Here is a 25,818-nt window from a genome sequence, read left to right as displayed (position 1 = left end):
GCTAAGTAAAACGTTTATAGCGGTGAAAGGCAATACGGGATCGGAAAACCAGAAGGTTATACCACCATTTTTCCCAAAGGCAGTGGATAGCGTTAATTTTTGCTGCAGGGACACAAGATGATGTGCCTAAATAATAGACAGAGCGTGAGAAATCCCCGCATGAACGGGGTTTCAGATACACAAAAGGCGCGTTTTACGCGCCTGTCTGCACAACGTTACAGCACTACCAGACCTGATTCGCGATATCCACCACCAAACGAATTTTCTGCCACTGCTGCGCTTCACTCAGGCTGTTGCCCTCTTCAGTTGAGGCGAAACCGCATTGCGGGCTGAGGCAAATCTGATCCAGGCTGACGTACTGCGCCGCCTCTTCCAGCCGGATTTTCACCTGCGCCGGATCTTCCAGTTCACCCACCTTAGTGGTGATTAAACCCAGCACCACCTGCTGATGACCCCGTTTAATGTAACGCAGTGGCTCAAAGCCGCCGGACCGGGCATTGTCATACTCCAGGAAGAACGCATCCACGTTGACGCTGCCGAACAGGATTTCTGCCACCGGCCCGTAGCCCCCCTCTGAGATCCAGGTGGAGCGGAAGTTCCCGCGGCAGACATGCAGACCCACCGTCAGATCGGCAGGCTTATCCTCCAGCGCTTTATTCAGTACCTGAGCGTAAATCTGTGCCAGCTGATCCGGATCGTCGCCGCGTTCGCGGATATCGCGCTTCTGATCTTCAGAGCAGAGATAAGCCCAGACGGTGTCATCCAGCTGCAGATAGCGGCAGCCCGCATCATAAAAGGCCTGAATCGCCGCTTTGTAGGTCTGCGCCAGATCCTCGAAGTAGTCCGCCAGATCGGGATAGACCTCTGCATCAATCACTTTGCGGCCACCGCGGAAGTGTAAAACGCTGGGGCTGGGAATGGTCATTTTTGGCACCGCATCCCCGGCAATACTCTGCAGGAAACGGAAATGCGCCAGCATCGGATGATCCGCCGGGAAACCGAGTTTGCTCACCACTTTCACGCCATGCGCTTTGGTCTGCACGCCATTAAACTGGATGCCCTGTTCCGCTTCATAGCGCTCAACGCCATTCAGGCCATAGAAGAAGTCGAAGTGCCACCAGCCGCGACGAAACTCGCCATCGGTGACCACCTTCAGGCCATTTTCACGTTGCTTCGCTACCACATCGCGAATCGCCTCATCTTCGACCTGCTGCAGGGCCGCCGCATCAATCTCTCCGGCAGCAAACGCTTCGCGCGCCTGCTTAATCGCAGCGGGACGCAGAAAACTGCCAACGGTGTCGGCACGGAACGGGGCGGTTTCTCTTTGCATGATCACTCCTGTCTCTCCTGCCGGTAATAACGACAGGAAATCATTACACTCTGAAATAAATAGCCATCTGGATGGCTACATGTCTGAAAACAGAGTGTCATGAGTGGCATGCATCTGCAACTGAAGAAAATTCAGGGATGATGAAAAAAATTCAACCGGGATTAACGCAGGGCGGCGCGCGCCTCTGCCATCTGGCTGTCTGAGAGCGGCAGATAGCCCGCTTCGCTGACCCGCCGCTGTCCTTGTGGTGAAAGAACCTGCTGCAGAAATGCCGCCACCAGCGGCGGCAGTGGTTTACCGGGTGCTTTATTAACATAGAGATAGAGTGGGCGCGCCCAGGGATAACGGCCGCTACGAATAGCATCGGCATCCGGAGCAATCGCCTGGCCCTGATCATTCGTCACCGCCAGCATTTTTACGCCGCTGAGATGAAAGCCAAAACTGGCGTAGCCGATGCTGCGCGAATTACCGGCCACCGCCTGCACCACCGCGGCCGAGCCAGGAAATTCCGCCACGTCGCTGCGGAAATCGCCTTTGCAGAGCACCTGCTGTTTGAAGAAACCCCAGGTGCCGGAGGCGGAATTACGTCCATAGCGCTGAATGGGGCGTTTGTTCCATTGCGCGCCGGTTAAACCGAGATCGCCCCAGCGCAGCGGCACACTGTGTGCGCCACACAGACGGGTAATGGAGAAGATGGCGTCGAGCTGACGCGGTTCAATCTGCTGCAGCGGGTTACGCTGATTCACTACCACCACCAGCGCATCCATCGCCACCGGCACCGCCAGCGGCGGATAACCGTAGCGCGCCTCAAAAGCCTGCCGCTCATCGGCCTGCATCGGGCGGCTCATCGGACCGAGCTGTGCGGCACCTGCTGCCAGCGCGGTCGGTGCGGTTGAGGAACCGGAGGCCTGAACCTGCACATTGACGCCCGGCGCCTGCCGACTAAAATCCTCGCCCCACAGGGTCATAAGATAGCCAAGCGTATCTGAGCCGACACTGCTGAGATTGCCGGAGAGCGTGCCGTGCTGGGCCAGCGCCAGGCCCGGCAGCAGCGTAACAATCAATAAAAGAAGAATGCGCATCAGGAAGATCCGGCAGCCACTAATGAACGGCATTCTCCTGCATCACGCTGCTGACAATCAACCTCGCAGGCAGCGTAAACGTAAAACAGGTCTCTTGGTGCGGCACGCTGGTGATGTCGAGCCGCGCGTTGTGGTGACTCAGCGCATGTTTCACAATCGCCAGACCCAGCCCGCTACCCCCGGTGGCGCGTGAACGCGCTTTATCGACGCGGTAGAAACGCTCGGTCAGACGGGGAATATGTTCTGAAGCAATACCCGGCCCGTTGTCGCAAACCCGGAAGGTGGCGCCCTGTTTGCCGCGCAGCCAGCTGATATCGATCCGCGTGCCATCCGGGGTGTGATTCACCGCGTTATAAACCAGATTGGAGATAGCACTGCGAAGCTGTTCATCGTTGCCGAACACTTTCAGATGGGGATCGGTATGGAAATGAATATCGTGACGACCGCCACTTAGCGTCGCCGCCTCATGCTGCAGCAGTTTCAGCATGACCGGCACATCCACCTTCTCTTTCAGATCGATGGCAGGCGCGGCTTCAATGCGCGACAGCGTCAGCAGCTGTTTGACCAGGCTGTCCATACGGCGCGTCTGCTCCGACATCGTGTGCAGCGCTTTGCTGCGCGAAGGCTCGCTCATCACCGAGTCGTTCATCATCTCCAGATAGCCCTGCAGCACCGTGAGCGGCGTACGTAACTCATGGCTGACGTTGGCAAAAAAGTTGCGGCGCGCCCCTTCCAGCTGATGCATCTGCGTCACATCACGCGCCACCAGCAGCCACTGCCCCTCGCTGTAGGGCATAACGCGGAATTCCATGTGAAGTTTGTTGTTCAGCACCAGCGTCAGGGGCTTGTCAAAATCGCGCTGGCGCAGATAGCGTGAGAACTCCGGATAACGCAGCAGATTGAGGATGTTCTGGCCATTATCTTCCGGCCAGCGCAGACCCAGGTGCTGTTGCGCCAGACCGTTACACCAGAAAATAGTGCCCTCTTCCGTGGTCAGGATCACCGCATCCGGCAGCGACTCGGCACCGCTGCGGAAACGTTTGATCAGATTACCGAGTTCACGTCGCCGCCGCCGGTTGCGCAGCTGCATCTGGTAAAGACCATAAAACAGCGGTTCCCAGCTGGCACGCCCGGCGGGTGGCGTCATGGTGCGGTCGAGCCACAGCCAGTGCGACAGCCGCATCAGATTGTGGAAATGCCATAACAGCACCATGACCACGCTCAGCAGCAACCACCAGGGCAAACCGCCAGACAGCAGGCCCAGCAGCACCGCAGGCAGACAGGCCAGCAGCAGTTCTGTCAGTAATCTCTTCCAGGAGAGGCGTTCCAGCACGGTAAAGGCTCCGTTTAGTAGCGGGCAGAGAAACGATACCCTGTTCCACGGACGGTTTGTACCATGCGATCGTGGCCGGAGACTTCCAGCGCTTTACGTAAACGGCGAATGTGAACATCAACAGTGCGATCTTCCACATACACATTGGTGCCCCAGACGTTGTTCAGCAGCTGTTCGCGGCTGTATACGCGTTCCGGGTGAGTCATAAAGAAGTGCAGCAGCTTATATTCGGTCGGGCCCATCTCCAGCGGCGTGGTTTCGGACATCACGCGATGTGAAGAAGGATCCAGACTCAGTCCCTGCATCTCAATCACCTCTTCCACCGCCATCGGTGAAATACGGCGCATCACCGCTTTAATTCGCGCCATCAGCTCTTTGGGTGAAAAGGGCTTGGTAATGTAATCATCGGCGCCCACTTCCAGGCCACGCACCCGATCTTCCTCTTCGCCACGCGCGGTGAGCATCATCACCGGGATATCCCGTGTCATCGCCTCGCGTTTCAGATGCTTGATAAACTGAATACCGCTGCCTCCAGGTAACATCCAGTCCAGTAAAATCAGATCGGGCCAGGGTTCAATCAGCCTGCCCACGGCACTGTCATAGTCTTCCGCCTCAATTGGCTGATAGTCGTTCTGCTCCAGAACAAAACACAACATTTCACGGATGGGGGCTTCATCCTCCACAACCAAAATGCGCTTAGCCATTATTACTCCTGCTGATTATGACGGCTGTCACTGAGATTCGCGGCGCCATTATGCGTCAGATTTGTGACACTTTTATGAAAAACATAACCTGCCTGTAACGCCGTTGGTAATCATTTATGACAGCGCAGCGACAATTTTTCGCTTTGGCCGCATAGCCAGTATAATCGCCGGGCGAATCACAACGGCAGGGACTCATCATGCGCATCATTCATACTGCGGACTGGCATCTGGGGCAGTTCTTTTACAACAAAAGTCGGGCAGCCGAACATCAGGCGTTTCTCGACTGGCTGTTGATCCAGATTGAACAGCATCAGGTGGATGCGTTGATTATTGCAGGCGATCTGTTTGATACCGGCACGCCGCCCAGCTACGCCCGCGAGATGTTTAACCGCTTTGTGGTGGCGCTGCAGCCCACCGGTTGTCAGCTGATTGTGCTGGCGGGCAACCACGATTCCGTGGCGACGCTGAATGAGTCGCGCGAACTGCTCGCCTGTCTCAACACCCGGGTAATAGCCACCCCCCAGGAACAGGATGATGTGTTGCTGCTGAACACCCGCCAGGGCGAACCAGGTGCACTGCTCTGTGCCATTCCCTATCTGCGACCGCGCGATATTCTGCGCAGCCGGGCGGGTCAGTCAGGACGCGATAAACAGACCTCGCTGCTGGAGGCGATTGCCCATCACTATCAGCAACGCTTCGCCGCCGCCCAGGCGCTGGGTCATGCATTGCCGATTATCGCTACCGGACATCTCACCACCGTCGGGGTCAGCCAGAGCGATTCGGTGCGTGACATCTACATCGGTACGCTTGATGCCTTCCCCGCCAGTGCCTTTCCGGCCGCTGACTACATTGCGCTGGGCCATATTCATCGCGCCCAGCGCGTGGCGGGCAGCGAGCATATCCGCTATAGCGGCTCGCCCATTCCGCTGAGTTTTGATGAGCTGGGCAGCGAAAAAAGCGTCTTTCTGCTGGAGCTTGCGGCAGGCGGCCTGCAATCCGTTACGCCGCTGGTGGTGCCGCACGCGCAGCCGATGCAGGTGCTGAAAGGATCGCTGGCGCAGATTGCGGAACAGTTACACGCCTTCAGCACGGCTGAGCAGGAGAAGCCAACCTGGCTCGACATCGAAGTCACTACGCAGGAGTACCTCAGCGATCTGCAGCATCAGGTCGAAACCCTGACCGCCACGCTGCCGGTTGAAGTCCTGCTGCTGCGCCGCAGCCGCGAGCAGCGGCAGCAGAGCCTGGCGCGGCTCGACAACGAAACCCTGAGTGAACTGAAAGTGGAAGAGGTCTTTGCCCGCCGGCTCGCGCTGGATGAGAAGCTGCAACCTGCGCAAATCGACGAGATGACCACCCTGTTCCGCCAGACGCTGGCCGCCATGGAAGAGACCCAATGAAGATCCTCACGCTACGGTTTAAAAACCTCAATGCTCTGCGCGGTGAATGGTTCATCGACTTCCGCGCCGAGCCTTTTGCCAGCAATGGCCTGTTTGCCATAACCGGCGCGACCGGCGCGGGTAAAACCACCCTGCTGGACGCCATTTGTCTGGCGCTCTATCACCAGACGCCGCGCCTGGGCGCGATTTCCCAGAGCCAGAATGCGCTGATGACGCGCGACTGTGCCGAATGTCTGGCTGAAGTAGAGTTTGAGATCAAAGGCGAAGCCTGGCGCGCCTTCTGGAGCCAGAACCGTGCGCGTGGCACCGCCGACGGTAAGCTGCAGGCCCCGCGCGTTGAGCTGGCGCGCTGCGCCGACAACACCATTGTTGCCGATAAAGTCGGTGACAAGCTGAAGATGATCGAAACCCTCTCCGGGCTTGATTTCGAACGTTTTACCCGCTCAATGATGCTGTCGCAGGGCCAGTTTGCCGCCTTCCTCAACGCTAAAGCCAGTGAGCGTGCCGAACTGCTGGAGGAGCTGACCGGCACCGAAATTTACGGCCTGATCTCCGCCGCTATCTACGAGCGTCACAAAGAGGCGAAAACGCAGCTGGATATGTTGCGCAGTCAGGCGGGTGCAATGGCACTGCTGGACAGTGACGCGCGTGACGCCCTGCAACTGCAGCTCACCGATCTGACCGACGCGGAACAGCGGCTCAGCGCGCACTATCAACAGGCGCAGCAGCAGCAGCAGTGGCAGCAGCAGGCGCAGCAGTTACAGCAGGAGAGTGAGCAGGCTGATGCCGCGTTGCAGCAGGCCCAGTCCGCATCCCAGGCGGCAGAGACGGACCGCCAGCGGCTGGCTCGCAGCGAACCGGCTGAAAAGCTGCGGATAAAACTGCAGCAGCGTGATGCATTACGCACCGAACAGCATCAGGTCGTGAGCCACTGCCAGCAACTGACCGCATCGGCGCAGCAGGCGCAGAACCAACAGCAGCAGCATCAGCAAAATTACGCAGCTGCTCAGACGGCCCGCCAGCAGGCGCTTCAGGAACAGCAGCAGCAGGAGAACCTGCTGACGGAACAGGTATTACCGCTGGATCAGCGAATCACGACGCTGCAGCAGCACTTTGCAGAGCAACAGCAGGAAAATGCCCGCCAGCAACAGCAGGCTGACCAGACGCAGACCAGACTGGCGGAGCAGAAGCGTCAGGTCACGTCAGTGCAGCAGGCGATGACTGAACAGCATCAGTTACGTGAGCAGCTTGCCGATCTGGCGCATTGGGGCGCTTCACTGCCGGTATGGCAGGAGAACTTTGCCCTGCTGGCACAGCGTGAGGCGATGCTGGCCGAACTGCAGCAGCAGTGCGAACAGCAACAAAAACAGATCGACGCCCAGCAGGCGAAACAGCAACAGCAGGCACAGCAGGCCCTGCCGCGCCAGCAGGCGGAGCAACAGGCGCACCAGGCGTTGTTGCAGGCGGAGCAGGCACTCACTTCGCTTCATGAACAGCATCCGCCCGCTGCACTGCGGCAGGCATTAAGCCAGTTGCAGACCAGCCGTCCGGCCCGTCAGCAACTGTTGCTGCTCTCCACGCAGTGGCAGCCACTGCATCAGCAGCTGAATCAGCGCCAGCAGCGGCTGACCGCGCTTGAAAAAGCGCATCAGCAGAGTGAAGCGGAACTTCAGACTCTGCGTGAAACGTGGAAACGCGAAAAACAGCAGCTGGATGACGTTGAAAAAATTTGTGCGCTGGAGCAGCAGATTATCGATCTCAGCGATTACCGCGCCCGGCTCACCCCCGATCAGCCGTGCCCGCTGTGCGGCTCCTGCACCCATCCGGCCGTTGAAACCTACAGCACGCTGGAAGTGAGTGCTAACCAGCAGCGCCGGGCTGCGCTGCAGCAGCAAACTGAGGCATTGCGTGAAGCAGGAACGGCAAAAAGCGAACAGCTAAAACAATCTGCCGTTCAGCAGCAGACCCTGCGTGACGAAACCGCGGAAATGCAGCGTCAGCTTGACCAGCTTGAGCAGCAATGGCAGGCACTAAGCGGTGAGCTGGCACTTACCTTCACCCTTGCCGACCGCGAAGCGTTAGCCGCGTGGCAGCAGCAGCAAAGCGAACACGAAAGCCAGCTTGAGCAACAGCGGCAGGCACAGGAAGCCGCCGAACAGGCACGTCAGGCCGCGAAAGATCACCATCTTCAGCAGTTGCAGGCCTGGCAGCAACATCTGCAGGCAGAGCAACTGGCGCAGCAGTCGCTGATCAGCCTGCAGCAGGCGCTGGATGCGCTGCACCAGCGGAAGCAGCAGGAACAGCAGGCCATGGCGCAGTTGCAATCCCGTTTAGCCCAACAGTTCAGCGCCCACAACCTTGCCCTTCCCGATGCCGCGAATCGCGACACGTGGCTGGCGGAACAGCAGAGGCGCTGGCAGCGCTGGCAGGAGAGTGAGCAGTTGCTCGCTAACCTGCAGCCGCAACTGTTAAAAGGCGAAACCCAGCTCACCCCCCTGCAACAGCAGGCAGAGCAGGAACAGCAGCAACTGGCCATCCGTCAACAGCAACAACAGCAGAGCCAGAGACAGTTAGGTGAAATGCGTCAGCAGCGTCAGGCGCTGTTTGGCGATCGCGAGGTCACCCTCGCCCGTCAGCAGATGCAGGCCCGTATTCAGCAGTCTGATGAACAGCTGACGCAGCAGCTCGCTGCCCTGCAGCAGGCGCAGGCTGAGGTCAGTCGACTGCAGGGTGAGCTGTCGGGACTGGAAAATCAGCGTCAGACGCTCAGCGGCAAACTGGCTGAAGCGGAAAGTGCATTGCAGCAGTCACTGGAGAGCGCCGGATTCGCGGATGAAGCCAGCCTGCGCGCGGCGCTATTGGATGAGCAGACCGCGCTGCAACTGCGTCAGCAGCTGCAGCAGCTCGACCAGCAATGCCAGCAGCAGCAGGCGCGACTGGCAGATCTGCGTCAGCGGCTCAGCGTCCATCAGCAGGCGAAGCCTGACGCGATGCCGGAATCCGCCGAAGCGCTGGCACAGCAGCTTGAGCAGTTACGGCTGGCCCTGCGCGACAACGCCAGCCTGCAGGGCAAGGTTCAGCAGCAGCTGCACAGCGATGCCAGCCTTCGCGCCCGTCAGCAGAGCCTGATGACGCAGATTGAACAGGATGGTGTGGTGCTGGCGCAGTGGAGCCGGCTCAACGATCTGATCGGTTCCGCGACCGGCGACAAGTTCCGGCGCTTCGCCCAGGGCCTAACGCTGGATCATCTGGTGTCGCTCGCTAACAGGCAGCTTGATCGGCTGCATGGCCGCTATCTGCTGCAACGCCGGGCGCAGGATTTGCTGGAGCTGGATGTGGTCGATACCTGGCAGGCTGATGCGGCACGCGACACCCGCACGCTGTCGGGAGGCGAGAGCTTTCTGGTGAGTCTGGCACTGGCGCTGGCGTTATCGGATCTGGTCAGTCATAAAACGCGTATCGAATCGCTGTTTCTGGATGAGGGATTCGGCACGCTGGATGCTCAGACGCTGGATACCGCGCTGGATGCGCTGGACGCGCTTAACGCCAGCGGTAAAACCATTGGGGTGATCAGCCACGTGGAAGCGATGAAAGAGCGTATTCCGGTGCAGATTAAAGTGCGTAAGATGAATGGGTTAGGCTACAGCCAGCTGGAACTGCCGCAGGGATAACGGGCGCCAGCGCGCCCGTCTGAGTCTGATCAGCGGGCGCTAACCAGCGTGTAGCGTGGGCCGGTAAGTAACCCGCCCTGCTCGTTCTGGGACAGCAGTCGATTGCTGGTCAGTCCGGCCACGGTGTGCGCTTTATCAGTGACGTTGCTGGCAATCTGTTTGATCGCCGCGTTCACCAGCATCCCCACCAGTCCGCCATTGTTATTGTTGTTATCTTCACTGTCGCTGGCAGTGGCCTTACCCTGCCAGATCTCTTTGCCGCTGCGCAGATCCACCAGCCGTGCCTGGGCCGTCACGGTCGTCACGCTGTCAATGACCCGATAGCTACTGCCATATTCGCTGATCGAGACATAGAGCGCGCTGTCGGCATGGAAAATCTCATTCAGACGCTTCGCGCTGACCGCCTGGGCATCAGTGGCGCTGGTCACGCCATTCTGCTGAAAGGTCTCTTCAACAACCGCCACCGGGAAGACGTAGTAACCGGCTTCGGCCAGCGGACGCGTCACCAGCGAGTTCAGGCTGTGAGCAGCGTTGATATCCGGTGATTTATTATCCGCAGGCAACACCAGAATTGAGGCGGGCTTGCTGGCACGAAACGCGCTGTAATCATAAGGTTTTTTCGGGTGCGCACAGCCGGTCAGCAACAACACCATCAGCGCGCCGCTCAGGGCAATCAGTTTTTTCACTGAACCACTCCTTGTTTTTTACTCATCAGAAAATCCATGTAAGGTGCCGATTCGGGAAACAGCTGCTTCTCGATGGCAAACTGCTCAAAGGCTTTATTGGTGTCGCCGGTTTTGGCAAAGAGCAGACCCAGCTGGGCATGCAGGCCAGGCGCAACCGGCTGGTTAACAGCACGGGCTTTTTCAATATCCAGATTCAGCGCATCAATCTGCTTCAGCGGATCGCTGCCCGGCTGATAGTAGCTGTAGACCTGCTGCTGATAATCGCCCCAGTAGTAGATCGTCTTCGGCGCTTTTGGCGCACAGCCGGCCAGCAGCGCTGCGGCAATCAGCAGGCTACTCAGTGTCATCATCTTCATTTACTGCTTCCTTATTTAGCCGGACGCCATGCGCCGTTGTTGATTCCATCCACTAAATGATCGACCGCTTCACGAATCGCCAGATCCATAACTTTGCCGTTCAGCGTTGAGTCATAGCTGCTGGTGCCGCCAAAGCCGATGACTTCACGCGCCGAAAGCTGGTACTCGCCTGCGCCCTGGGAGCTGTAGACCACTTCAGAAGTGGTGACATCCACCACGTTCAGATTCACTTTGGCATAGGCGACCTGCGTTTTGCCGCGGCCCAGAATGCCCCACAGCTGCTGATCGCCCACCTCTTTGCGGCCAAATTCGGTGATATCACCGGTGATGATGTAGTTCGCACCTTTGATATTCTGCTGGCTGCGTTTGAAATCCGACTCCTGCTGCAGCTCTTTCAGGTTGCTGCGATCCAGCACGCTGAAACGGTTGGTCTGCTGCAGATGGGTAATCAGAATGGTTTTCGACTGATTGCCCAGCCTGTCGACGCCATCAGAGAAGATGCCGTTCATGTACGAGGAGCGATTATCAAACTGGCCTACCGCAATCGGGCTGCGCACGCCCTGGTAAACCGGCTGACTGGCTGCGCGAACCTGCGGGGCCTGAATAGCGCGGGAAGATTCGGTGGCACAGCCGCTGATCAGCGACGCCATTAACAGGGAGAGTGCCGCAAAGGCATAATTTTTCTGCATTTCTAATCCATGAAGTAAAAGAGACGTAATCCGCGCCAGGGCGGTAAATTCTGGTTCTGTCGACAGTCGGAGTAATGCCATAGCATTCATGATGCCGGTCTGTAGACTGTCGGCAGCAGACAGGAAGATCTTTAAGGAAAATTGGCCAGTTAAATGAATTTAATTAATATGAAGATGAGAATATTGCTGGGGATGATTATTGCAGTGTCGCTCAGCGCCTGTCAGCAACCTGTGACAAAGCAACAGGATAGTGTGGCAAATCTTTGTCAGCCTGCGAAAGATCCGGACAGCAAATCCTGTCACTGGACTAATCAAATGCAGCCGGTGCTCAACAGGCAGTTCACGGATGCGGCGCGTTATGCGGGCCAGCAATGTCTGGTACGGATGGAGTGGCAGGCGCACAGCAGACATTATGCGGTGACCCAGACTCAGGGTGATGAAGCGCTCTGCCTGCGTGCCTGGCAGCTGGTGGCGCAGACCCGCGATCTGCCGCCGCCACCGGAGCCCGGGCAACCGGCGTGGTTCGGCTTTGCGCCGCGCGGTTAGCTGGCCAGACCTTCCTGACGCCACTGGCGCGGACTGATGCCAAACCAGCGGCGAAACGCGCGTGAGAACGCACTGACTTCCGAATAGCCCAGCAGCAGCGCCATCTCTGAGATCGGCAGCTGCTTTTGCTGCAGATAATATGTCGCCATTTCGCAGCGCACCTGATCCACCAGCGCGGTAAAGCTACTGCCCTCTTCGCGCAGTCGCCGCTGCAGTGACCAGCTCGACAGCCCGAGTTTATCCGCCACCTCTTCCAGCACCGGCTCGCCCTGCATCAGCGATAAATTAACCTGCGATCGCGCCTGTTCAATCATGCTTTGCTGTGACGTACCACGATTAAGCCGCCGGATCGCATCCTGCATCACCATCAACAGGATCGGATCGCTCTCTGGCATTGCGCGCAGCAGATCGCGCTTCGGGATCACCAGCGAATTAAACGGCTGATCGAACCAGACTGGCGCATCAAACACTTTACAGTGATCGTGCCACTGGCCGGGACGCGGATGTTCAAAGTGAACTTCACGAGGTGCCCAGTGCCTGCCTGCCACGTGACGGATCAGATTCATAAACATGCCAAGTGTAAGCTCGGCATCCTGACGGCGCGACAGGATTGCGCCGTGTCGCACCTGATAGTCGAGCCGCCAGCACTCCCCCTTATCCACCAGCCGGGTTAATGTGTCGTGCTGATGCCAGGGAAAGGCATTGACCACATTGTGCAGCGCCTGCTCCAGCGTGTCGGAGCACAAGCCGATATAACCTATCAGGCCTAATGACTGCGGTTTAAACTGCCTGCCGTAGTGCAAACCGAAGTTATCAAAACCAGAGTGACGCGCCGCCTCTTCCAGTACACGACAGTAGTTAACCAGTCCCAGACTCAGCGTCGGGCTGGCCAGGCGCTCGGGATCGATGCCGCTGATGCCGAAGATGCGATCAACATCGCCGCCCTGGGTATGAATAAAGTCGCTTAAGCCGGTCGCCGCCGCTGCCAGCACGCCGTGATTGCCTGCTCCCGCCGCTGCAGAACAGGCCGCAAAGGCATCAGGCTTTATCAGTGTCGGATTCATGGTCGCCTCTGTCAGAATTCAGGTGGATCACCCGTCACATGATCAGAGCAAATTCCATACCAGGTCCCCGATGCCTGCCACGCCGCCTGTGGGGGCGTCAGGCTGCGCGCGGGCATGGCATCGGGCACTGCGGCGGCGCAGTCACGCCCGCCGCTGGTGCATCAGACGCCAACCGGCAGCTGCTGACCGTCCAGATAGCGGCGGCAAAGACGAACCGAATGGCTGGCCCACTCCGGACCCAGACTGTGCGCCATTTCAGTCTCGGCATGGGATCCCACCCATGCAGTGAGCTGGATGCGACGCTGGATCAGCAGCGCAGGTAACATGGCCATCTCCGCGTCGCTGATATGCGCCACCTGCTCGTAACCGCGAATCCAGTGATCGATCCACTCTGGCGCGCGCGGATGATGCTCAACAAAACTGATCGCCGCCGCCAGATCGTGCAGATACCAGCCAAGTCCGCAGTCATCGAAGTCGATCACCCGCGTTTCACCCTTGTGCAGCAACAGATTGGTGAGTCGCAGATCGGCGTGGATCAGGCCATAACGATCCGATCCTTTGCCAAACTGCGCCATCGACGCACCCACCTGACTTATCGCCTGCTCGACCACGCCGTGATCGGCGGGATTAAGATTGGGCGCATCCTGCCAGCGTCCCCAGTGACTCTCGCTACTCGTCATGGTGTGGTGATCCCAGATAATCCGCTGGAAACCCGCAGGCGGCTGCCACTGTTTACTGTGCTGATGCAGCCGCGCGGTAATCCTGCCCAGCTGCTGAAAAGCGCGGGGATCGACGTCGGTGGTTGGCATCTCGCCATCAATCCAGTGAAACAGCACCACGTAGCGCTCACCGCCATCCGGCAGTCGCAGCGTCAGTACGGTTTCCCCCTCTTTGTCCGGCACCGCTTCCGGCACCATAATGCCGGTTTCACGCAGCGCATCGAGCCACAGCAGCTCACTGACAATGTCCGCTTTTTGATGGTAATCGCCGCGATGCAGCCGCAGTGCATAACGCCGGCCTGCTGCCTGCAAGAGGAATGTGGCATTCTCTGAGCGGCACAGCAGGCTGAGATCTCCCTGTAGCGCGGCGGGATAGCAGGCCAGCGCCTGCTGCGCCATCAGGGTGAGTTGGGAATCAGTCAGGTTGTCATATTGTTTAGCGCTCATCAGTCCGGCTCCTTTTCACTTGCGTTATCTCAGCATGCGTTGCCAGAAGGTGAGCTGCTTGACCTCAGAAGAGACAAAGTTGACCGCAGCGTGCATCCGGCCCGGTTGTTGCCTGTGAGTTGACCGTGGAGGACAGAAGTCACTGCGCCCGCGTCAAGTCGTGGTGAGTAATGCAACGGCATTATCACCTTACTTTAGTCGTAATGGCGGTGTAACGCCGCGTGCGACCAACAACGACGGGGATAACAGTATGACAAACAGACTCAAGCCCACGCTGGGCACCCTGCACCTGTGGGGGATTGCGGTTGGCCTGGTGATCTCAGGCGAATATTTCGGCTGGAGTTACGGCTGGGCTGTGGCAGGCACGCTGGGATTTCTGGTCACTACCGCGCTGATCGCCACACTCTATACCTGCTTTATCTTTAGCTTCACCGAACTGACCACTGCGATCCCTCATGCGGGCGGGCCGTTTGCCTACAGTCGTCGCGCCTTTGGCGAAACCGGCGGACTGATTGCCGGTCTGGCGACGCTGATTGAGTTTGTCTTTGCGCCACCGGCGATCGCCATGGCGATTGGGGCTTATCTCAATGTGCAGTATCCCCAGCTCAACCCAAAAACCGCAGCGGTCGGGGCTTACCTGGTGTTCATGACGCTGAATATTCTGGGTGTAAAACTGGCGGCGATGTTCGAACTGGTTGTCACCGTGCTGGCTGTCATTGAGCTGCTGGTGTTTATGGGCGTGGTCTCACCCGGCTTTAGCCTGGCGAATTTTGCTGCGCACGGCTGGGCAGGCAGCGACACCTTCGGCATGCCCGCCTTCTCCGGTATTTTCGCCGCCATTCCCTTCGCCATCTGGTTCTTCCTTGCCATTGAAGGTGCAGCGATGGCCGCCGAAGAGGCAAAAGATCCCACCCGAACCATTCCCCGCGCCTACATCAGCGGGATTCTGACGCTGGTGGTGCTGGCGATTGGCGTGATGCTGATGGCAGGCGGCGCGGGCGACTGGCGCAAACTCTCGGACATAAACGATCCGCTGCCGCAGGCGATGAAAATGATTGTCGGCGAACACTCTAACTGGATGCATATGCTGGTGTGGATTGGCCTGTTTGGTCTGATTGCCAGCTTCCACGGCATTATTCTCGGCTATTCACGGCAGTTTTTTGCTCTGGCACGCGCGGGCTATCTGCCGCCTTCTCTGGCAAAACTGTCACGTTTCCAGACCCCGCATCGGGCGATTATTCTCGGTGGCGTACTGGGCATCGCGGCGATTTACAGCGATGGCGTGATTAATCTGCAGGGAATGACGCTGACGGCGGCGATGATCACCATGGCGGTGTTTGGCGCGATTGTGATGTACATCATGAGCATGCTGAGCCTGTTTAAACTCCGCCGCAGCGCGCCGGAAATGCCCCGCAGTTTCCGCGCGCCGGGCTATCCGATTGTTCCGGGCATCGCCCTGCTGCTGTCGGTGGTCTGTCTGCTGGCGATGCTGTGGTTTAACCCGGTGATTGGCGCACTGTTCTTTGCCATCATGCTGGTCGGCTATATTTACTTCCTCGCCACCAAAGCGCAGCGCGACCGGGCGCCACAGGACACGATGCTGGTGGGCGAATAAACGCGGCGCGGCAAGGTGCCGCGCTGTGGGTTACGTTCAGCGCCTGAAATCCAGGCGCTGAACGTCAGCGGATGTGCGGGACACTCAGCCGTTAAGCGGCCAGAGCCACGCCGCACCGCGTACGCCGCTGGAGTCGCCATGCTGCGCCTTCAGCACCGGCGTTTCACACTCCCCGCCAAACACCCACTGCTTCATCAGCACCGGCACAGTCTGATAGAGCCGATCCACATTGCTCATCCCGCCGCCCAGCACGATCACGTCAGGATCGATCAGGTTCACCACCTGCGCCAGCGATTTTGCCAGACGCAGTTCATAGCGGCTCATTGCCAGTTCGGCGATCGGATCCTGCTGCGCCAGCAGCGAGACGATCTCCGCACCTTTGCGATGTACGCCGCTAAGCCGCTGATAGTCGATACCAAAACCGGTGCCTGAAACAAAGGTTTCGATACAGCCCTGCTGCCCGCAATAACAGGGCACTTCCTGACGATAACGCAGCTCATCTTCATCCATCCATGGCAGCGGATTGTGGCCCCACTCACCGGCATTACCGTTGCCACCGATGCGCGATTCACCGTTAATCGCGATACCTGCACCCGATCCGGTACCGATAATCACGGCAAACACCAGCGACTGTCCGGCACCGGCACCGTCGACCGCTTCCGATACGGCCAGGCAATTCGCGTCGTTGGCGATGCGCACTTCCCGGTTCAGCGCCTGAGCCAGATCTTTATCCAGCGGCTGGCCGTTAAGCCAGGTGGAGTTCGCATTCTTCACCCGCTTACTGAAAGGCGAAAGCGAGCCGGGAATGCCCAGGCCGACCGTACCGGTCTCGCCAGTTTTCTGCTCCGCCAGCGTGACCAGATCAACAATTGCCTGCACCGTTGCCTGATAGTCGTCACGCGGGGTATTCACGCGGTGACGGAACAGCTCCTCTCCCTTATCTGACAATGCAATCACTTCTGTCTTGGTGCCACCCAGATCTATGCCTATGCGCAAGGTTACTTCCTCGTTATTCGTTCAGGTGAGAGATACAGTAAAAGGCGGCTGCCTTAAAGGCAATGAAACCACTCCGATGTTTCGCTATCATGCGCGCTGACTCTCGCAGACTTGTGCGCCCGATCGCGCCACGGTAAGGAATCCCGATGTTGTGGTTTAAAAATATGATGGTTTATCGTCTGAATCGTGACATTCCGCTGTCCGCAGATGAGATGGAAAAACAGCTCGACGCCTTCACTTTTTCACCGTGTGGCAGTCAGGATATGAGCAAGACCGGCTGGGTCTCGCCGATGGGTAACCGCAGCGACGCGCTGACCCACGAGAATAAAGGCCAGATTGTGATTTGCGCCCGCAAAGAAGAGAAAATCCTGCCTTCGCCGGTCGTCAAACAGGCGCTGGAAGCAAAAATCGACAAGCTGGAATCTGAGCAGAGCCGCAAGCTCAAAAAGACCGAAAAAGATTCGCTGAAAGATGAAGTGCTGCATAGCCTGCTGCCGCGCGCCTTCAGCCGTTTCAGCCAGACCTATTTGTGGATCGACACGGTCAATAACCTGATTATGGTGGACTGTGCCAGCGCGAAAAAAGCGGAAGATACCCTGGCGCTGCTGCGCAAAAGCCTGGGTTCACTGCCGGTGGTGCCACTGACGCTGGAAAATCCGATTGAACTGACGCTGACCCAATGGGTGCGTTCAGGCGACCTGCCAGCCGGGTTTGCGCTGATGGATGAAGCGGAGCTGAAAGCCCTGCTGGAAGATGGCGGCGTCATCCGCTGCAAGAAACAGGATTTGGTGTGCGATGAGATCGCCAACCATATCGAAGCCGGCAAGGTCGTGACAAAACTGGCACTCGACTGGCAGGAGCGTATTCAGTTCGTGCTGGCCGATGATGGTTCAGTGAAGCGTCTGAAGTTCAGCGACACGTTGCGCGACCAGAACGACGATATCGACCGTGAAGATTTCGCGCAGCGCTTTGATGCGGACTTTATTCTGATGACCAGCGAACTGGCGGCACTCACCAGTAATCTGGTGGAAGCGTTAGGCGGCGAAGCCCAGCGTTAAGCATTATCAGGGCGGCGCCGTTCCGCCCTGAAGTTTTGGCATACTTTGTCGATAACCGGGTCTTTGGCAAAGGAATTCCACTTATGTCCCGCTTATTTCGGCACCTGTTTTTATTTTGCACACTGTCGCTTCTTTCACTCTCTGCACGCAGTCAGCCCGCCTCGGATGATCCGCCCAGCGTCAGCCGTTTCGATGCGGTGCGCATCAATGATCGCCTGAATGTGATGGTGGCTATTCCCGGTAAAAACGGGGGCGCAATGCAGGTCTGGCAGGCTTATGATTGCCAAAAACCTTATGCCGAAGCGCTTTACCGCCACATGGTCGATGCAGAAGGCAGCCCACAAGGCCGGTTTTACGGCAATGAATATGGCCGCTACAGCGCACCTCAGCCTGGCTCAAATCAGGATCCGGCTGTTCTGAAAAAAATCTGCGGATTACCCGAAAGGTCAGTGCTATGGGAAAAAATTGAATCTGCTGATAAGTATGGTGCCACGACACTGATTGACGTTGCCAGCCTGAAGCGTGAGGCAGAGATATTGCGGGTCCGGGTCGGCACTGATTATGCGGCCAGCGATTTCGATCCACCCTATGATGCGCCCTACAGTCTAAAGGTCGAAAATTACCGTTTTAACTGCGAAACCGGTGTCAGTACACCGTTATCCGCATTTGATATTGATGACAACGGTTACGTAACCGATTCACTGGATGGAGGCCAGCTGGCGCGCCGTAAAACCGCTTTTGATCTGACGCCTCTGCTGCAAAAAACTTTTGCCCAGCTCTGTACGCTGCCAGATGTTAAGAGATTTCATGCACTGGGCCACTTCAGACCCGCTTCGCATAAATCGCCCGGTTCGATGGCACAACAGATGCTACCCGACCTGAATGGCAATCCGGCCTCGGTGCTGGCCGCCGTCCCGCTTGCCCCTGCCCTGCAGCAACAACTGAAAACCCTGGTCCATCCCTGGGCCACACCGCGTTTTCAGCAGCTCAGCTGGGTCGAAAATAGTCGGGAAGGTCGCGTCAGCGTGCATATGGTGGCGGATGACGCTGGATTTATTCGCAAGCTGGAGGATTACGGTATCTGGAAAGTGCAGCGTCTGACGATTGCCAATGATATCCAGCTCGCCTATACCATGTCGATTTCCTATTCCCCTTCGCGGTTAAAACAACTTAGTTCGACGCTGCGTTATCCGCTAACCGCCGGACAGCACTATCAGAACGACGCGGTGAGTGAGAGTAGCGTGGGCAAGGATGAGGACAGTCATCAGCGGGAAACCTGTGCCGTCTCCAGCGGTGGCGACGCGCGAGAGATTAACCTGGCATTTAGCGGACGCTATCTGAAGGTAACCTGTACCATTGCGACAGACAAACAGCCTGTCACCGTCATAGAGAGTGCCTGGCTTGAAGACCTGCGGATTTTAGCGCCACTAAGGGCAAAAACAGGTGATAAACCGATGGGCGCTATCACCCTGAGTGATGTGAAGATTATTCGCTAGAAAAAAGGGCCGCTTAGCGGCCCTTTTTTTAATCTTTATCTTTCAGGTAACGGCAGAGATAGGAACTTGGCTCGCCAACCTGCAGATGAAACTCGCTGTGACCCGGCACATTAAACACCGAACCCGCTTCAAACCATTTCCACTCGGTCTCACCTGGCAGCAACACCTTAAGCGAGCCGCTAACGACGGTCATCTCTTCCGGCTGGCCGGTACCAAATGTGTATTCACCTTCAGACATCACGCCGACGCTGGCACGACCGGTGCTCGCACTGTCAAAACCAATAGATTTAACTTTTCCGTCAAAATACTCACTAACGTTGAGCATAATAGTTCTCCAGAGCACATGTTGTGTGTCTGGCAGTGTAGAAGGGAACCCGCTGATCTGTCACGCGAAATGATGGTCGTTTGTGATCTGTTCCGGCGGGAGAAATCAGACGCGCAGAGCGAAAAAGCGTTAAGCCAGTGTTTCAGGCAGCTTTGTTGTGCGTCGGCAAGGGGATGTCGGGAATAAAGAGGTGATGGGCATAACTCAGGCAACGTACTGACAAACGGCGAAATGACGCTGAATATCAGGCTGGCCTCCCTGCCAGCCGCAATGCTTTACTCTTTTTCGACGTCTTCGTAGCGCGCTTTAGCATCGTGCGCTTCTTCTTCCGTCTCATGCTCACTGATTAATGAATTCGGTTTGGGATGATCAGCACGCAATTCATAAAAGGTTACCTTATTACCTTCAGGCCCCTTTTCAACAGTCACAATTTTCGCTTCACGCGGGTACGGCGGTCTGGTAGGCATACTGTGTCCCTCTTGTCTGAACAACATTCCACAGGACAGGCTGCTGCCTGTCATAGGATAAGTATAGACAATGCCATCTGAAGCGGGATCAAAGCGGGAAAAATCTGAGGGTTAGCTGGCGCGCGCCAGAGAAAGTGACAGCAGAATCTCTTCCACCACACACTCCGGTGCCTGCATGGCATTCACCTGATGATGGGCCGCCGCCTGGTAAAGGTGCGCGCGTTCACGCAGCACATCACTCATCTCGTCAGCGATCGGACGTCCGGTTAAGGTCGGACGCTGGGCCGCTTCAGGTTCGCTTTCCAGTCGCTCTGCCAGCACCTCAGGTGATGCACTCAGCCAGATCACCTGCCCCTGCTCCTGCATAAAGCGGCAGTTCTCTTCAGCCAGGATCATGCCACCGCCCGTGGCAATGACCGTCCTGGGGGCCGTGACTGCTTTCAGCGACTCCGTTTCACGGGCGCGGAAACCTTCCCAGCCTTCCGCCTCGACAATCTCCGTCACGCTGCGTTGCGTGCTGAGTTGCAGATGGTGATCGGTATCCGTAAAGGCGTAGCCCAGCGCCTGCGATAACGCCTCGCCGACCGTGGTTTTGCCGCAACCGCGAGCGCCAATCAAAAAGATGGGTAGTGACATCAGGGCCGTTCCTCCGCCTGACCGCGCGATGCGGCTGCATGGTTAGCTGATTAATGCGACGCATAATAACTGGAAATTATTATGGCCTCCACCTGTCAGGCATGATTTACGCTTTTTCCTCACATGAACAGCGATAATCTCTCTATTTTCAAGGGGAAATGCATGCACGTTTTGTGCATCAGGTGAGTAACCGGGCGCTAAAAAACGCATAAAACGGCGGCTAAAATGGGCTGGCAATATTTGCTTACCGCCCGGATTTTACTTTTCGTGTTGACGCCCCCATATACTGATAACAATCGCCACAGGAGAGTCATCATGCAACGCGAAGAACAACAACTGATTGATGGGCTGTTCAGCCGTCTGAAACAGGCCGAAAGCCAGGCCGTGGCACGTGATGCCGCTGCCGAACAACTGATTAACCAGCATCTTCAGGCGCAGCCAGGCGCGCCTTACTACATGACGCAGGCAATCCTGATTCAGGAAGCGGCGCTGAAAAAACTCAATGAGAAAGTGTCAGCGCTGGAAAGCCAGGTGGCACAGTTGCAGCAACAACAACAGCAGCAGCCTGCACAGAGCAGCGGCGGCTTCCTGTCGGGACTGTTTGGCAGCGGTTCGCGTCAGCAGCCTCCCGTTCAGCAGCCGCAGCAACAGTCGCCGTGGAACAGTGCGCCGCAGCAACCGGCACAGCAGCAGTATGCCCCTGCCCAGGCACCCGCGCCACGCGGCACCGGTTTCCTTGGCGGCGCTCTGCAAACTGCCGTGGGCGTCGCGGGTGGTGTCGTGATGGCCGACATGCTGACCAGCATGTTCCACCATTCACAGCCGGAAGAGATTGTGAATATCATCAATGAGCCGCCGCTGCCGGAGGTGAATGATAATCTCAACACCTTCAACGGTGGCGATGACAATGCCGATAACTTTAACGGCGGTAACGACAGCGCCTTCCTCGACCAGAACACGGGCTGGGACAGCAATTATGCCGACAACAGCGATCTCAACGATTTTGGCGGCAACGATTTCGACGACGACGACAGCTTCGTTTAAGTTGAGCGTTTTTGCTGGGTGAGCCAGCTATCCAGTTCATTCGCAAACTGCTGGCGGTCACGCGGACTCATCGTCGCGGGGCCGCCGGTCTGCACGCCGCTTGACCGCAGCGTATCCATAAAATCACGCATCGTCAGGCGTTCGCGTATCGTCGCCGGTGAGTAACGCTCGCCGCGCGGATTCAGCGCCGCTGCCCCCTTCTCAATCACCTCAGCCGCCAGCGGAATATCGGCGGTGATCACCAGATCGCCGGGCTGACAACGTCTGACAATCTCATTGTCCGCCACATCAAAGCCAGCAGGCACCTGCAGCGTGCGCAGATACGGCGATGGCGGCACGCGCAAAAACTGGTTCGCCACAAAAGTGACCGTGGTCGCGGTACGATCCGCCGCACGGTAGAGCACCTCTTTGATCACATTCGGACAGGCATCGGCATCGACCCAGATAAACATCATGATTCCTTACAGTCAGAGAAGCCTGAGATCTTGCCGGGTTCCTCTTAAATGGCAAATTTAATTTGCGCCACGCTTTCCAGCGCGCTTGCAGCTGACTTGTTATTCGGGCTGGCTGAAGTAAGCTAGCTCACTGAGAAAAACGAATAATGTCCTAAGGAGATGGCGATGCTGGCAAAGAAAATCGGATTTATCGGCGGGGGAAACATGGCGAAAGCCATTATCGGCGGACTGGTCAACAGCGGCAAAATCGCCCCGTCTGATATCTTCGTTTACGATCGCAAAGCTGAGACCAACCAGGCGATGGCAGAGCAGTATGGCATCAACGCAGCAGAGAGCGCGGATGCGCTGGCGCGTGAAGTGGACATCCTGTTCGGCGCAGTAAAACCGAATGTCATTCTGAAAGTATTAAAAGAGCTGGCAGGCAGCCTGAAAAAAGAGGCGCTGGTGGTGTCGATTGCCGCTGGCGTGACGCTGGACTCGCTCTCATCCGTGCTGGGTTACGATCGCAAAATTGTCCGCGCAATGCCGAATACGCCCTCACTGGTGAGCGAAGGCATGACCTCGGTAACGCCTAACGTGCTGGTTGAGCAGGCGGAGATCGACGAAGTCGTGGCGATTTTTGAGAGCTTCGGCAAAGCGGCCGTAGTGGATGAATATCTGATTCACTCTGTGGTCGGCGTGAGCGGTTCTGCACCGGCCTACGTGTTTATGTTTATCGAGGCGATGGCGGATGCAGCCGTACTGGGTGGCATGCCGCGTGCTCAGGCCTATCAGTTTGCTGCGCAGGCGGTGAAAGGCGCGGCGCAGATGGTGCTGACCACCGGTAAACATCCGGCTGAACTCAAAGATATGGTCTGCTCTCCAGGCGGCACCACCATTGAAGCGGTGAAAGTGCTGGAAGAAAAAGGCATGCGCTCGGCAGTGATGGAAGCGATGCAGCAGTGCATGGCGAAGTCAGAGAAACTGAGTCGCAGCTAACCGGTGAGAAAGTACGCAGGGCGGCCCGTCAGCCTGGTCCGCCCTGCGTGCAGCTTAACTGATTTTCGCCTGACAGCGCGCCACCGCGTCAGAAAGCGTCATGGGGTGCTGCATCTGCTCCACCAGCTCAGCGGTCAGCGTATACATACCGCATGAGCAGATCGCCGCCAGTTGCCCCTGCTGACCATAAAACGCCATAAACTTTTTATCCTCCAGCGAACCGATTAGCTGGAATTCATCCCATTCTGCCGCGTGGCCAACATACTCATAACGAGTGCCATACTGGGTCGTCCAGAAGAACGGCACCCGATCAAAAGCGACGTTTTGATCCAGCATATTCCATGCGGCAGTCTGTCCCTGCTGATGTGCAACGCGATAGTGCTCAATACGCAGCGGCCCCTGTGCCGCCGGATAGGTGGCGATATCCCCCGCCACCCAGATATTATCAGCGACCCGCAACTGATCATCCGCCTGCAGGCTGCCATCCTCTGCCAGCGGCAGATCGTGAATAAAGTCGGTGGCCGGTTTAACCCCGGTCGCGAACAGCACAACGGTAGCATCCAGCTTGCGTCCGCCCTTCAGCTGCACGCCATTTACCTTCTGGTCACCCTGCAGTGCTTCGATCTCGCCCTGCACCCACTTCACGCCGTTTTGCTCATGAAGCTGGTAGAAATAGCGACCAATCTGCTCGCCAAACCGTTTAGCAAAAGGCAGTGCCTGGCGGGCAATGACTGTGACGTCAATATCGCGGTTACGCAGTGCCGACGCCAGTTCGGTACCGATAAAACTGTTGCCGATAATCACGATTTTATGGCTGGCATCCACCACCTGAAGCAGCTCATCGGTCTGCGCTTTGCTACGCAGCAGATGAACCCCGTCAAGATCGCTGCCCGGCAAATCGGGAAGAACAGGCGTCGCGCCGCTGGCGATCAACAGTTTGTCGAACGCAAGCGTCCCGCCATCGCCGAAGATTAACCGCTGTTGCTGTGCATCCAGCCGGCTCACTGTAGCCTGGAGTCGTTCAACGTGCTCCATCACATCCGCTTTCAGCAGCTGCGGCACTTCGTTAATATCCATTTTTCCCGACGGCACAAATTTGGTCAGCGCCGTGCGGTCATAAGGTGCATCGGCTTCACGCTCGACCAGTATCAGGCGGCCTTTAAAACCTTCATGACGCAGACGCCATAGCGCTGCGCTACCCGCCGCGCCGCCACCCAATACCACATAGACCGGTGCATCTGCCCCGCTGCCAATGGGTGCTGCGGGTGACATCGCTTTGGGGTTTATCAGTACCCGGCCCTCTTCAATGCGAAGCGGGTACTGTTTGAGATCGGCTAACGCCAGCGGTTCACACATTTTGCCATCGGCGATATCAAACGCGGCTTTATGCCACGGGCAGACCAGCCGATCGCCGCAAATCGCGCCCTGTTCAAGCGGTGCGCCAGCGTGTGGACATTTCGCCTGAAAAGCACGGACGTTGTCACCGTCGCGAATCAATAATAGATCAACATCGCCGAGCGTCTTTTTAACCGGCTGTCGCTGCGGCAGATCGTTCAGGTCGACGGTAAATTGATAGTTCACGGCATGGCTCCTTTCACTGTTTCTGGTCTTATGCTGCACGGCAAAAAAGCCCGCTGCGCAATCCCCTACAAACAGTAAGTGTGGCAAAAGAACCGGGAAGCCTGATGAGGAATCTGTTTCAGAAAGATAACCTGCTGTTGTGGCAGGTAATTTAATCGGCGTTGAGGGGGAAGTGAATCCGCATCGGGCGGCAGATAGAAGCGGCCACCTGCGTGGCCGTGGGCATCATCAGCTCTTTTTCAGGCACTGACTCATAAAGGTTTTACGGGCATCGCCTGCCAGTTTTTTATCACCGGCTTCACCGTTACAGCTTTTCATTTTCATCTGCTGCGGTGACATCTGCGACATCTTGCTGTCCTTTTTCAGGCATTCACTCATAAAGGTTTTGCGCGCATCCCCTTTGAGATCCTGTGATTTCGCATGCTGGTTGCACATCGTCATTTTCTCCTGCTGCGGAGTTTTCTCCGCAGCACCTGCCAGCCCGCTGACCAGCAGGCCTGCCATCATCATCGCCATTAAACCGACTTTCATCTTGATAACTCCACAGTGGATTGTCCTCTATTATTCTGGCAGCGAATAAGCAAAGCAGAAAATGTTTGAGGTCAAAGTGATGGGAAGATCCCATTCCCGACCTGTTCCGGGATCAATACTGGCGGGGATGATGGAGCAGCTTTTCAATGTAATTGCGCAGCAGGCGTGCATCGTTATCATCAGCATCAGCCACGTTGTCCATAGCGCTTTCAATGCTGGTGGTGATTGCCAGATGTTGTTGCGGCTCCAGCTTGCGAACCAGCGCAGTGACAACGATCTCCAGTGCTTCAATCTGCGCCATTTGCTCTTTCGCTGTCGCCTCTTTTTCAGCCAGCTTTACCAGTAACTCAGCAATCAGGTTTTTCATGCTGTTGTCTCAGCGGTGGAGAAAAGCTGAAATTATCATCACGCTGGCTAAAAAAACAGAGGGCGACAGCCATTTTTTCAGTGGCTTAGCCCACATTTATCCCATCTGTTCAGCCATTTACGGTTATTTTGCTGGCGAAACGTTTTGCGGGGTTGCACTGCCGCGGTTAAATGTCGCTTGCCTGAAATGAAACAGAGAAGCTTAACGAGGATTTACGAATCCGTGACCCGGCCCGCCACCGTGTC

At 57.0% G+C, this 25,818-nt stretch carries 26 protein-coding genes; 9 read left to right on the top strand and 17 right to left on the bottom strand.

Going from position 1 to position 25,818, the window contains the following annotated elements:
* Nucleotides 1-223: 223 nt before the first annotated feature.
* From AC6I77_RS04205 to phoB, 4 genes are all read right to left on the bottom strand, one after another.
* Nucleotides 224-1,330 carry a cobalamin-independent methionine synthase II family protein gene (locus AC6I77_RS04205; protein WP_375150791.1) on the bottom strand — a complete coding sequence of 369 codons (1,107 nt, stop codon included), beginning with the start codon at nt 1,328-1,330 and terminating at the stop codon, nt 224-226.
* 161 nt (nt 1,331-1,491) lie between these two features.
* Nucleotides 1,492-2,412 carry a PstS family phosphate ABC transporter substrate-binding protein gene (locus tag AC6I77_RS04200; RefSeq protein WP_187512788.1) on the bottom strand — a complete coding sequence of 307 codons (921 nt, stop codon included), beginning with the start codon at nt 2,410-2,412 and terminating at the stop codon, nt 1,492-1,494.
* Nucleotides 2,413-2,431: 19 nt separating this feature from the next.
* Nucleotides 2,432-3,745, bottom strand: a complete 1,314-nt coding sequence (gene phoR, locus AC6I77_RS04195) for a phosphate regulon sensor histidine kinase PhoR (protein WP_003852493.1) — start codon at nt 3,743-3,745, stop codon at nt 2,432-2,434.
* A 14-nt stretch (nt 3,746-3,759) separates the two neighbouring features.
* Nucleotides 3,760-4,449 (bottom strand): phosphate response regulator transcription factor PhoB, encoded by a 690-nt coding sequence (gene phoB / locus AC6I77_RS04190; RefSeq protein ID WP_497816730.1) that lies wholly within the window; start codon nt 4,447-4,449, stop codon nt 3,760-3,762.
* Between the two features lie 197 nt (nt 4,450-4,646).
* Here phoB and sbcD point away from each other — a divergent pair, with 197 nt between their 5' ends.
* A complete protein-coding gene (sbcD, locus tag AC6I77_RS04185) occupies nt 4,647-5,846 on the top strand; it encodes an exonuclease subunit SbcD (RefSeq protein WP_375150790.1) in 1,200 nt (399 codons plus the stop codon).
* Nucleotides 5,843-9,517, top strand: a complete 3,675-nt coding sequence (locus tag AC6I77_RS04180) for an AAA family ATPase (RefSeq protein ID WP_497816729.1) — start codon at nt 5,843-5,845, stop codon at nt 9,515-9,517. Before sbcD ends, AC6I77_RS04180 begins: the two co-directional genes overlap by 4 nt.
* A 29-nt stretch (nt 9,518-9,546) precedes the next feature.
* Here the strand turns inward: AC6I77_RS04180 and AC6I77_RS04175 are convergent, their stop codons facing one another.
* The 3 genes from AC6I77_RS04175 to AC6I77_RS04165 are packed head-to-tail and all read right to left on the bottom strand — an operon-like array spanning nt 9,547 to nt 11,248.
* Nucleotides 9,547-10,203 carry a DUF799 domain-containing protein gene (locus tag AC6I77_RS04175; protein ID WP_003852482.1) on the bottom strand — a complete coding sequence of 219 codons (657 nt, stop codon included), beginning with the start codon at nt 10,201-10,203 and terminating at the stop codon, nt 9,547-9,549.
* The gene (locus AC6I77_RS04170) at nt 10,200-10,559 is read right to left on the bottom strand and encodes a DUF4810 domain-containing protein (RefSeq protein ID WP_008924868.1); all 360 of its coding nucleotides are present in this window, start codon (nt 10,557-10,559) and stop codon (nt 10,200-10,202) included. Before AC6I77_RS04170 ends, AC6I77_RS04175 begins: the two co-directional genes overlap by 4 nt.
* 11 nt (nt 10,560-10,570) lie before the next feature.
* Complete coding sequence (locus AC6I77_RS04165; protein ID WP_008924867.1) at nt 10,571-11,248, bottom strand: CsgG/HfaB family protein; 678 nt, start codon at nt 11,246-11,248, stop codon at nt 10,571-10,573.
* Nucleotides 11,249-11,401: 153 nt separating this feature from the next.
* Here AC6I77_RS04165 and AC6I77_RS04160 point away from each other — a divergent pair, with 153 nt between their 5' ends.
* Nucleotides 11,402-11,794, top strand: coding sequence for a cell envelope integrity TolA C-terminal domain-containing protein (locus AC6I77_RS04160; protein ID WP_003852479.1), 393 nt, complete (start codon nt 11,402-11,404; stop codon nt 11,792-11,794).
* Here AC6I77_RS04160 and qhpR read toward each other — a convergent pair.
* Together qhpR and AC6I77_RS04150 are read right to left on the bottom strand one after the other, a co-directional pair.
* On the bottom strand, nt 11,791-12,858 hold the full coding sequence (qhpR, locus tag AC6I77_RS04155) for an AraC-like transcriptional regulator QhpR (protein WP_003852478.1): 1,068 nt from the start codon (nt 12,856-12,858) through the stop codon (nt 11,791-11,793). The genes AC6I77_RS04160 and qhpR overlap by 4 nt on opposite strands.
* 161 nt (nt 12,859-13,019) lie before the next feature.
* Nucleotides 13,020-14,024, bottom strand: coding sequence for a phosphotransferase enzyme family protein (locus AC6I77_RS04150; protein WP_078804148.1), 1,005 nt, complete (start codon nt 14,022-14,024; stop codon nt 13,020-13,022).
* A 250-nt stretch (nt 14,025-14,274) separates the two neighbouring features.
* Here AC6I77_RS04150 and eat point away from each other — a divergent pair, with 250 nt between their 5' ends.
* Nucleotides 14,275-15,639: an ethanolamine permease gene (gene eat, locus AC6I77_RS04145; RefSeq protein ID WP_008924864.1), complete on the top strand. Its 1,365-nt coding sequence runs from the start codon at nt 14,275-14,277 to the stop codon at nt 15,637-15,639.
* Between the two features lie 84 nt (nt 15,640-15,723).
* Here the strand turns inward: eat and mak are convergent, their stop codons facing one another.
* Nucleotides 15,724-16,635, bottom strand: coding sequence for a fructokinase (gene mak, locus AC6I77_RS04140; RefSeq protein ID WP_003850052.1), 912 nt, complete (start codon nt 16,633-16,635; stop codon nt 15,724-15,726).
* 146 nt (nt 16,636-16,781) lie between these two features.
* On the opposite strand from mak, the gene rdgC reads away from it, so the two are divergent.
* Both rdgC and AC6I77_RS04130 read left to right on the top strand, forming a co-directional pair.
* Nucleotides 16,782-17,693: a recombination-associated protein RdgC gene (gene rdgC, locus AC6I77_RS04135; protein ID WP_003850053.1), complete on the top strand. Its 912-nt coding sequence runs from the start codon at nt 16,782-16,784 to the stop codon at nt 17,691-17,693.
* Nucleotides 17,694-17,776: 83 nt separating this feature from the next.
* Nucleotides 17,777-19,189 carry a hypothetical protein gene (locus AC6I77_RS04130; protein ID WP_182630058.1) on the top strand — a complete coding sequence of 471 codons (1,413 nt, stop codon included), beginning with the start codon at nt 17,777-17,779 and terminating at the stop codon, nt 19,187-19,189.
* Nucleotides 19,190-19,217: 28 nt separating this feature from the next.
* Here the strand turns inward: AC6I77_RS04130 and ppnP are convergent, their stop codons facing one another.
* The 3 genes from ppnP to aroL all read right to left on the bottom strand — a co-directional run bounded on the left by ppnP (nt 19,218) and on the right by aroL (nt 20,617).
* Complete coding sequence (gene ppnP / locus AC6I77_RS04125) at nt 19,218-19,514, bottom strand: pyrimidine/purine nucleoside phosphorylase (protein ID WP_003850060.1); 297 nt, start codon at nt 19,512-19,514, stop codon at nt 19,218-19,220.
* Between the two features lie 275 nt (nt 19,515-19,789).
* Nucleotides 19,790-19,981 (bottom strand): YaiA family protein, encoded by a 192-nt coding sequence (locus AC6I77_RS04120; RefSeq protein WP_003850063.1) that lies wholly within the window; start codon nt 19,979-19,981, stop codon nt 19,790-19,792.
* 111 nt (nt 19,982-20,092) lie between these two features.
* A complete protein-coding gene (gene aroL / locus AC6I77_RS04115; protein WP_003850067.1) occupies nt 20,093-20,617 on the bottom strand; it encodes a shikimate kinase AroL in 525 nt (174 codons plus the stop codon).
* Between the two features lie 315 nt (nt 20,618-20,932).
* Here aroL and AC6I77_RS04110 point away from each other — a divergent pair, with 315 nt between their 5' ends.
* On the top strand, nt 20,933-21,661 hold the full coding sequence (locus tag AC6I77_RS04110; RefSeq protein WP_003850070.1) for a DUF2076 domain-containing protein: 729 nt from the start codon (nt 20,933-20,935) through the stop codon (nt 21,659-21,661).
* On the opposite strand, the gene AC6I77_RS04105 is transcribed toward AC6I77_RS04110, so the two are convergent.
* Complete coding sequence (locus tag AC6I77_RS04105; RefSeq protein WP_003850071.1) at nt 21,658-22,113, bottom strand: YaiI/YqxD family protein; 456 nt, start codon at nt 22,111-22,113, stop codon at nt 21,658-21,660. The two genes, AC6I77_RS04110 and AC6I77_RS04105, sit on opposite strands and share 4 nt — an antisense overlap.
* A gap of 168 nt (nt 22,114-22,281) precedes the next feature.
* On the opposite strand from AC6I77_RS04105, the gene proC reads away from it, so the two are divergent.
* A complete protein-coding gene (gene proC / locus AC6I77_RS04100; RefSeq protein WP_003850072.1) occupies nt 22,282-23,094 on the top strand; it encodes a pyrroline-5-carboxylate reductase in 813 nt (270 codons plus the stop codon).
* Between the two features lie 54 nt (nt 23,095-23,148).
* Here proC and AC6I77_RS04095 read toward each other — a convergent pair whose 3' ends face one another.
* The 3 genes from AC6I77_RS04095 to iraP form a co-directional block, all read right to left on the bottom strand.
* The gene (locus tag AC6I77_RS04095) at nt 23,149-24,675 is read right to left on the bottom strand and encodes an FAD-dependent oxidoreductase (RefSeq protein WP_154925799.1); all 1,527 of its coding nucleotides are present in this window, start codon (nt 24,673-24,675) and stop codon (nt 23,149-23,151) included.
* Nucleotides 24,676-24,903: 228 nt separating this feature from the next.
* Nucleotides 24,904-25,206, bottom strand: coding sequence for a PsiF family protein (locus tag AC6I77_RS04090; RefSeq protein WP_003850074.1), 303 nt, complete (start codon nt 25,204-25,206; stop codon nt 24,904-24,906).
* Between the two features lie 112 nt (nt 25,207-25,318).
* Nucleotides 25,319-25,573 carry an anti-adapter protein IraP gene (gene iraP / locus AC6I77_RS04085; RefSeq protein ID WP_003850075.1) on the bottom strand — a complete coding sequence of 85 codons (255 nt, stop codon included), beginning with the start codon at nt 25,571-25,573 and terminating at the stop codon, nt 25,319-25,321.
* Between iraP and AC6I77_RS04080 the strand changes: the two genes are divergently transcribed.
* On the top strand, nt 25,572-25,763 hold the full coding sequence (locus tag AC6I77_RS04080; protein WP_187512793.1) for a hypothetical protein: 192 nt from the start codon (nt 25,572-25,574) through the stop codon (nt 25,761-25,763). The two genes, iraP and AC6I77_RS04080, sit on opposite strands and share 2 nt — an antisense overlap.
* The last annotated feature ends 55 nt before the right edge of the window (nt 25,764-25,818 follow it).

The organism is Pantoea sp. X-Soil-ISGK-259, from assembly GCF_059730705.1.
The sequence above is the reverse complement of the archived record's forward strand: the minus strand, read 5'-3'. Positions and strand labels throughout refer to the sequence as shown.

Bases quoted from the DNA above. Each gene is read 5' to 3' on its own strand.
- sbcD (WP_375150790.1), top strand. From the start codon at position 4,647: ATGCGCATCATTCATACTGCGGACTGGCATCTGGGGCAGTTCTTTTAC.
- AC6I77_RS04170 (WP_008924868.1), bottom strand. From the start codon at position 10,559: ATGAAGATGATGACACTGAGTAGCCTGCTGATTGCCGCAGCGCTGCTG.
- eat (WP_008924864.1), top strand. From the start codon at position 14,275: ATGACAAACAGACTCAAGCCCACGCTGGGCACCCTGCACCTGTGGGGG.
- AC6I77_RS04130 (WP_182630058.1), top strand. From the start codon at position 17,777: ATGTCCCGCTTATTTCGGCACCTGTTTTTATTTTGCACACTGTCGCTT.
- aroL (WP_003850067.1), bottom strand. From the start codon at position 20,617: ATGTCACTACCCATCTTTTTGATTGGCGCTCGCGGTTGCGGCAAAACC.
- AC6I77_RS04165 (WP_008924867.1), bottom strand. From the start codon at position 11,248: ATGCAGAAAAATTATGCCTTTGCGGCACTCTCCCTGTTAATGGCGTCG.
- phoB (WP_497816730.1), bottom strand. From the start codon at position 4,449: ATGGCTAAGCGCATTTTGGTTGTGGAGGATGAAGCCCCCATCCGTGAA.
- AC6I77_RS04090 (WP_003850074.1), bottom strand. From the start codon at position 25,206: ATGAAAGTCGGTTTAATGGCGATGATGATGGCAGGCCTGCTGGTCAGC.
- qhpR (WP_003852478.1), bottom strand. From the start codon at position 12,858: ATGAATCCGACACTGATAAAGCCTGATGCCTTTGCGGCCTGTTCTGCA.
- AC6I77_RS04180 (WP_497816729.1), top strand. From the start codon at position 5,843: ATGAAGATCCTCACGCTACGGTTTAAAAACCTCAATGCTCTGCGCGGT.
- AC6I77_RS04120 (WP_003850063.1), bottom strand. From the start codon at position 19,981: ATGCCTACCAGACCGCCGTACCCGCGTGAAGCGAAAATTGTGACTGTT.
- AC6I77_RS04080 (WP_187512793.1), top strand. From the start codon at position 25,572: ATGCTGTTGTCTCAGCGGTGGAGAAAAGCTGAAATTATCATCACGCTG.
- proC (WP_003850072.1), top strand. From the start codon at position 22,282: ATGCTGGCAAAGAAAATCGGATTTATCGGCGGGGGAAACATGGCGAAA.
- AC6I77_RS04205 (WP_375150791.1), bottom strand. From the start codon at position 1,330: ATGCAAAGAGAAACCGCCCCGTTCCGTGCCGACACCGTTGGCAGTTTT.
- AC6I77_RS04160 (WP_003852479.1), top strand. From the start codon at position 11,402: ATGAATTTAATTAATATGAAGATGAGAATATTGCTGGGGATGATTATT.
- iraP (WP_003850075.1), bottom strand. From the start codon at position 25,573: ATGAAAAACCTGATTGCTGAGTTACTGGTAAAGCTGGCTGAAAAAGAG.
- AC6I77_RS04110 (WP_003850070.1), top strand. From the start codon at position 20,933: ATGCAACGCGAAGAACAACAACTGATTGATGGGCTGTTCAGCCGTCTG.
- AC6I77_RS04105 (WP_003850071.1), bottom strand. From the start codon at position 22,113: ATGTTTATCTGGGTCGATGCCGATGCCTGTCCGAATGTGATCAAAGAG.
- rdgC (WP_003850053.1), top strand. From the start codon at position 16,782: ATGTTGTGGTTTAAAAATATGATGGTTTATCGTCTGAATCGTGACATT.
- AC6I77_RS04150 (WP_078804148.1), bottom strand. From the start codon at position 14,024: ATGAGCGCTAAACAATATGACAACCTGACTGATTCCCAACTCACCCTG.
- ppnP (WP_003850060.1), bottom strand. From the start codon at position 19,514: ATGCTCAACGTTAGTGAGTATTTTGACGGAAAAGTTAAATCTATTGGT.
- AC6I77_RS04200 (WP_187512788.1), bottom strand. From the start codon at position 2,412: ATGCGCATTCTTCTTTTATTGATTGTTACGCTGCTGCCGGGCCTGGCG.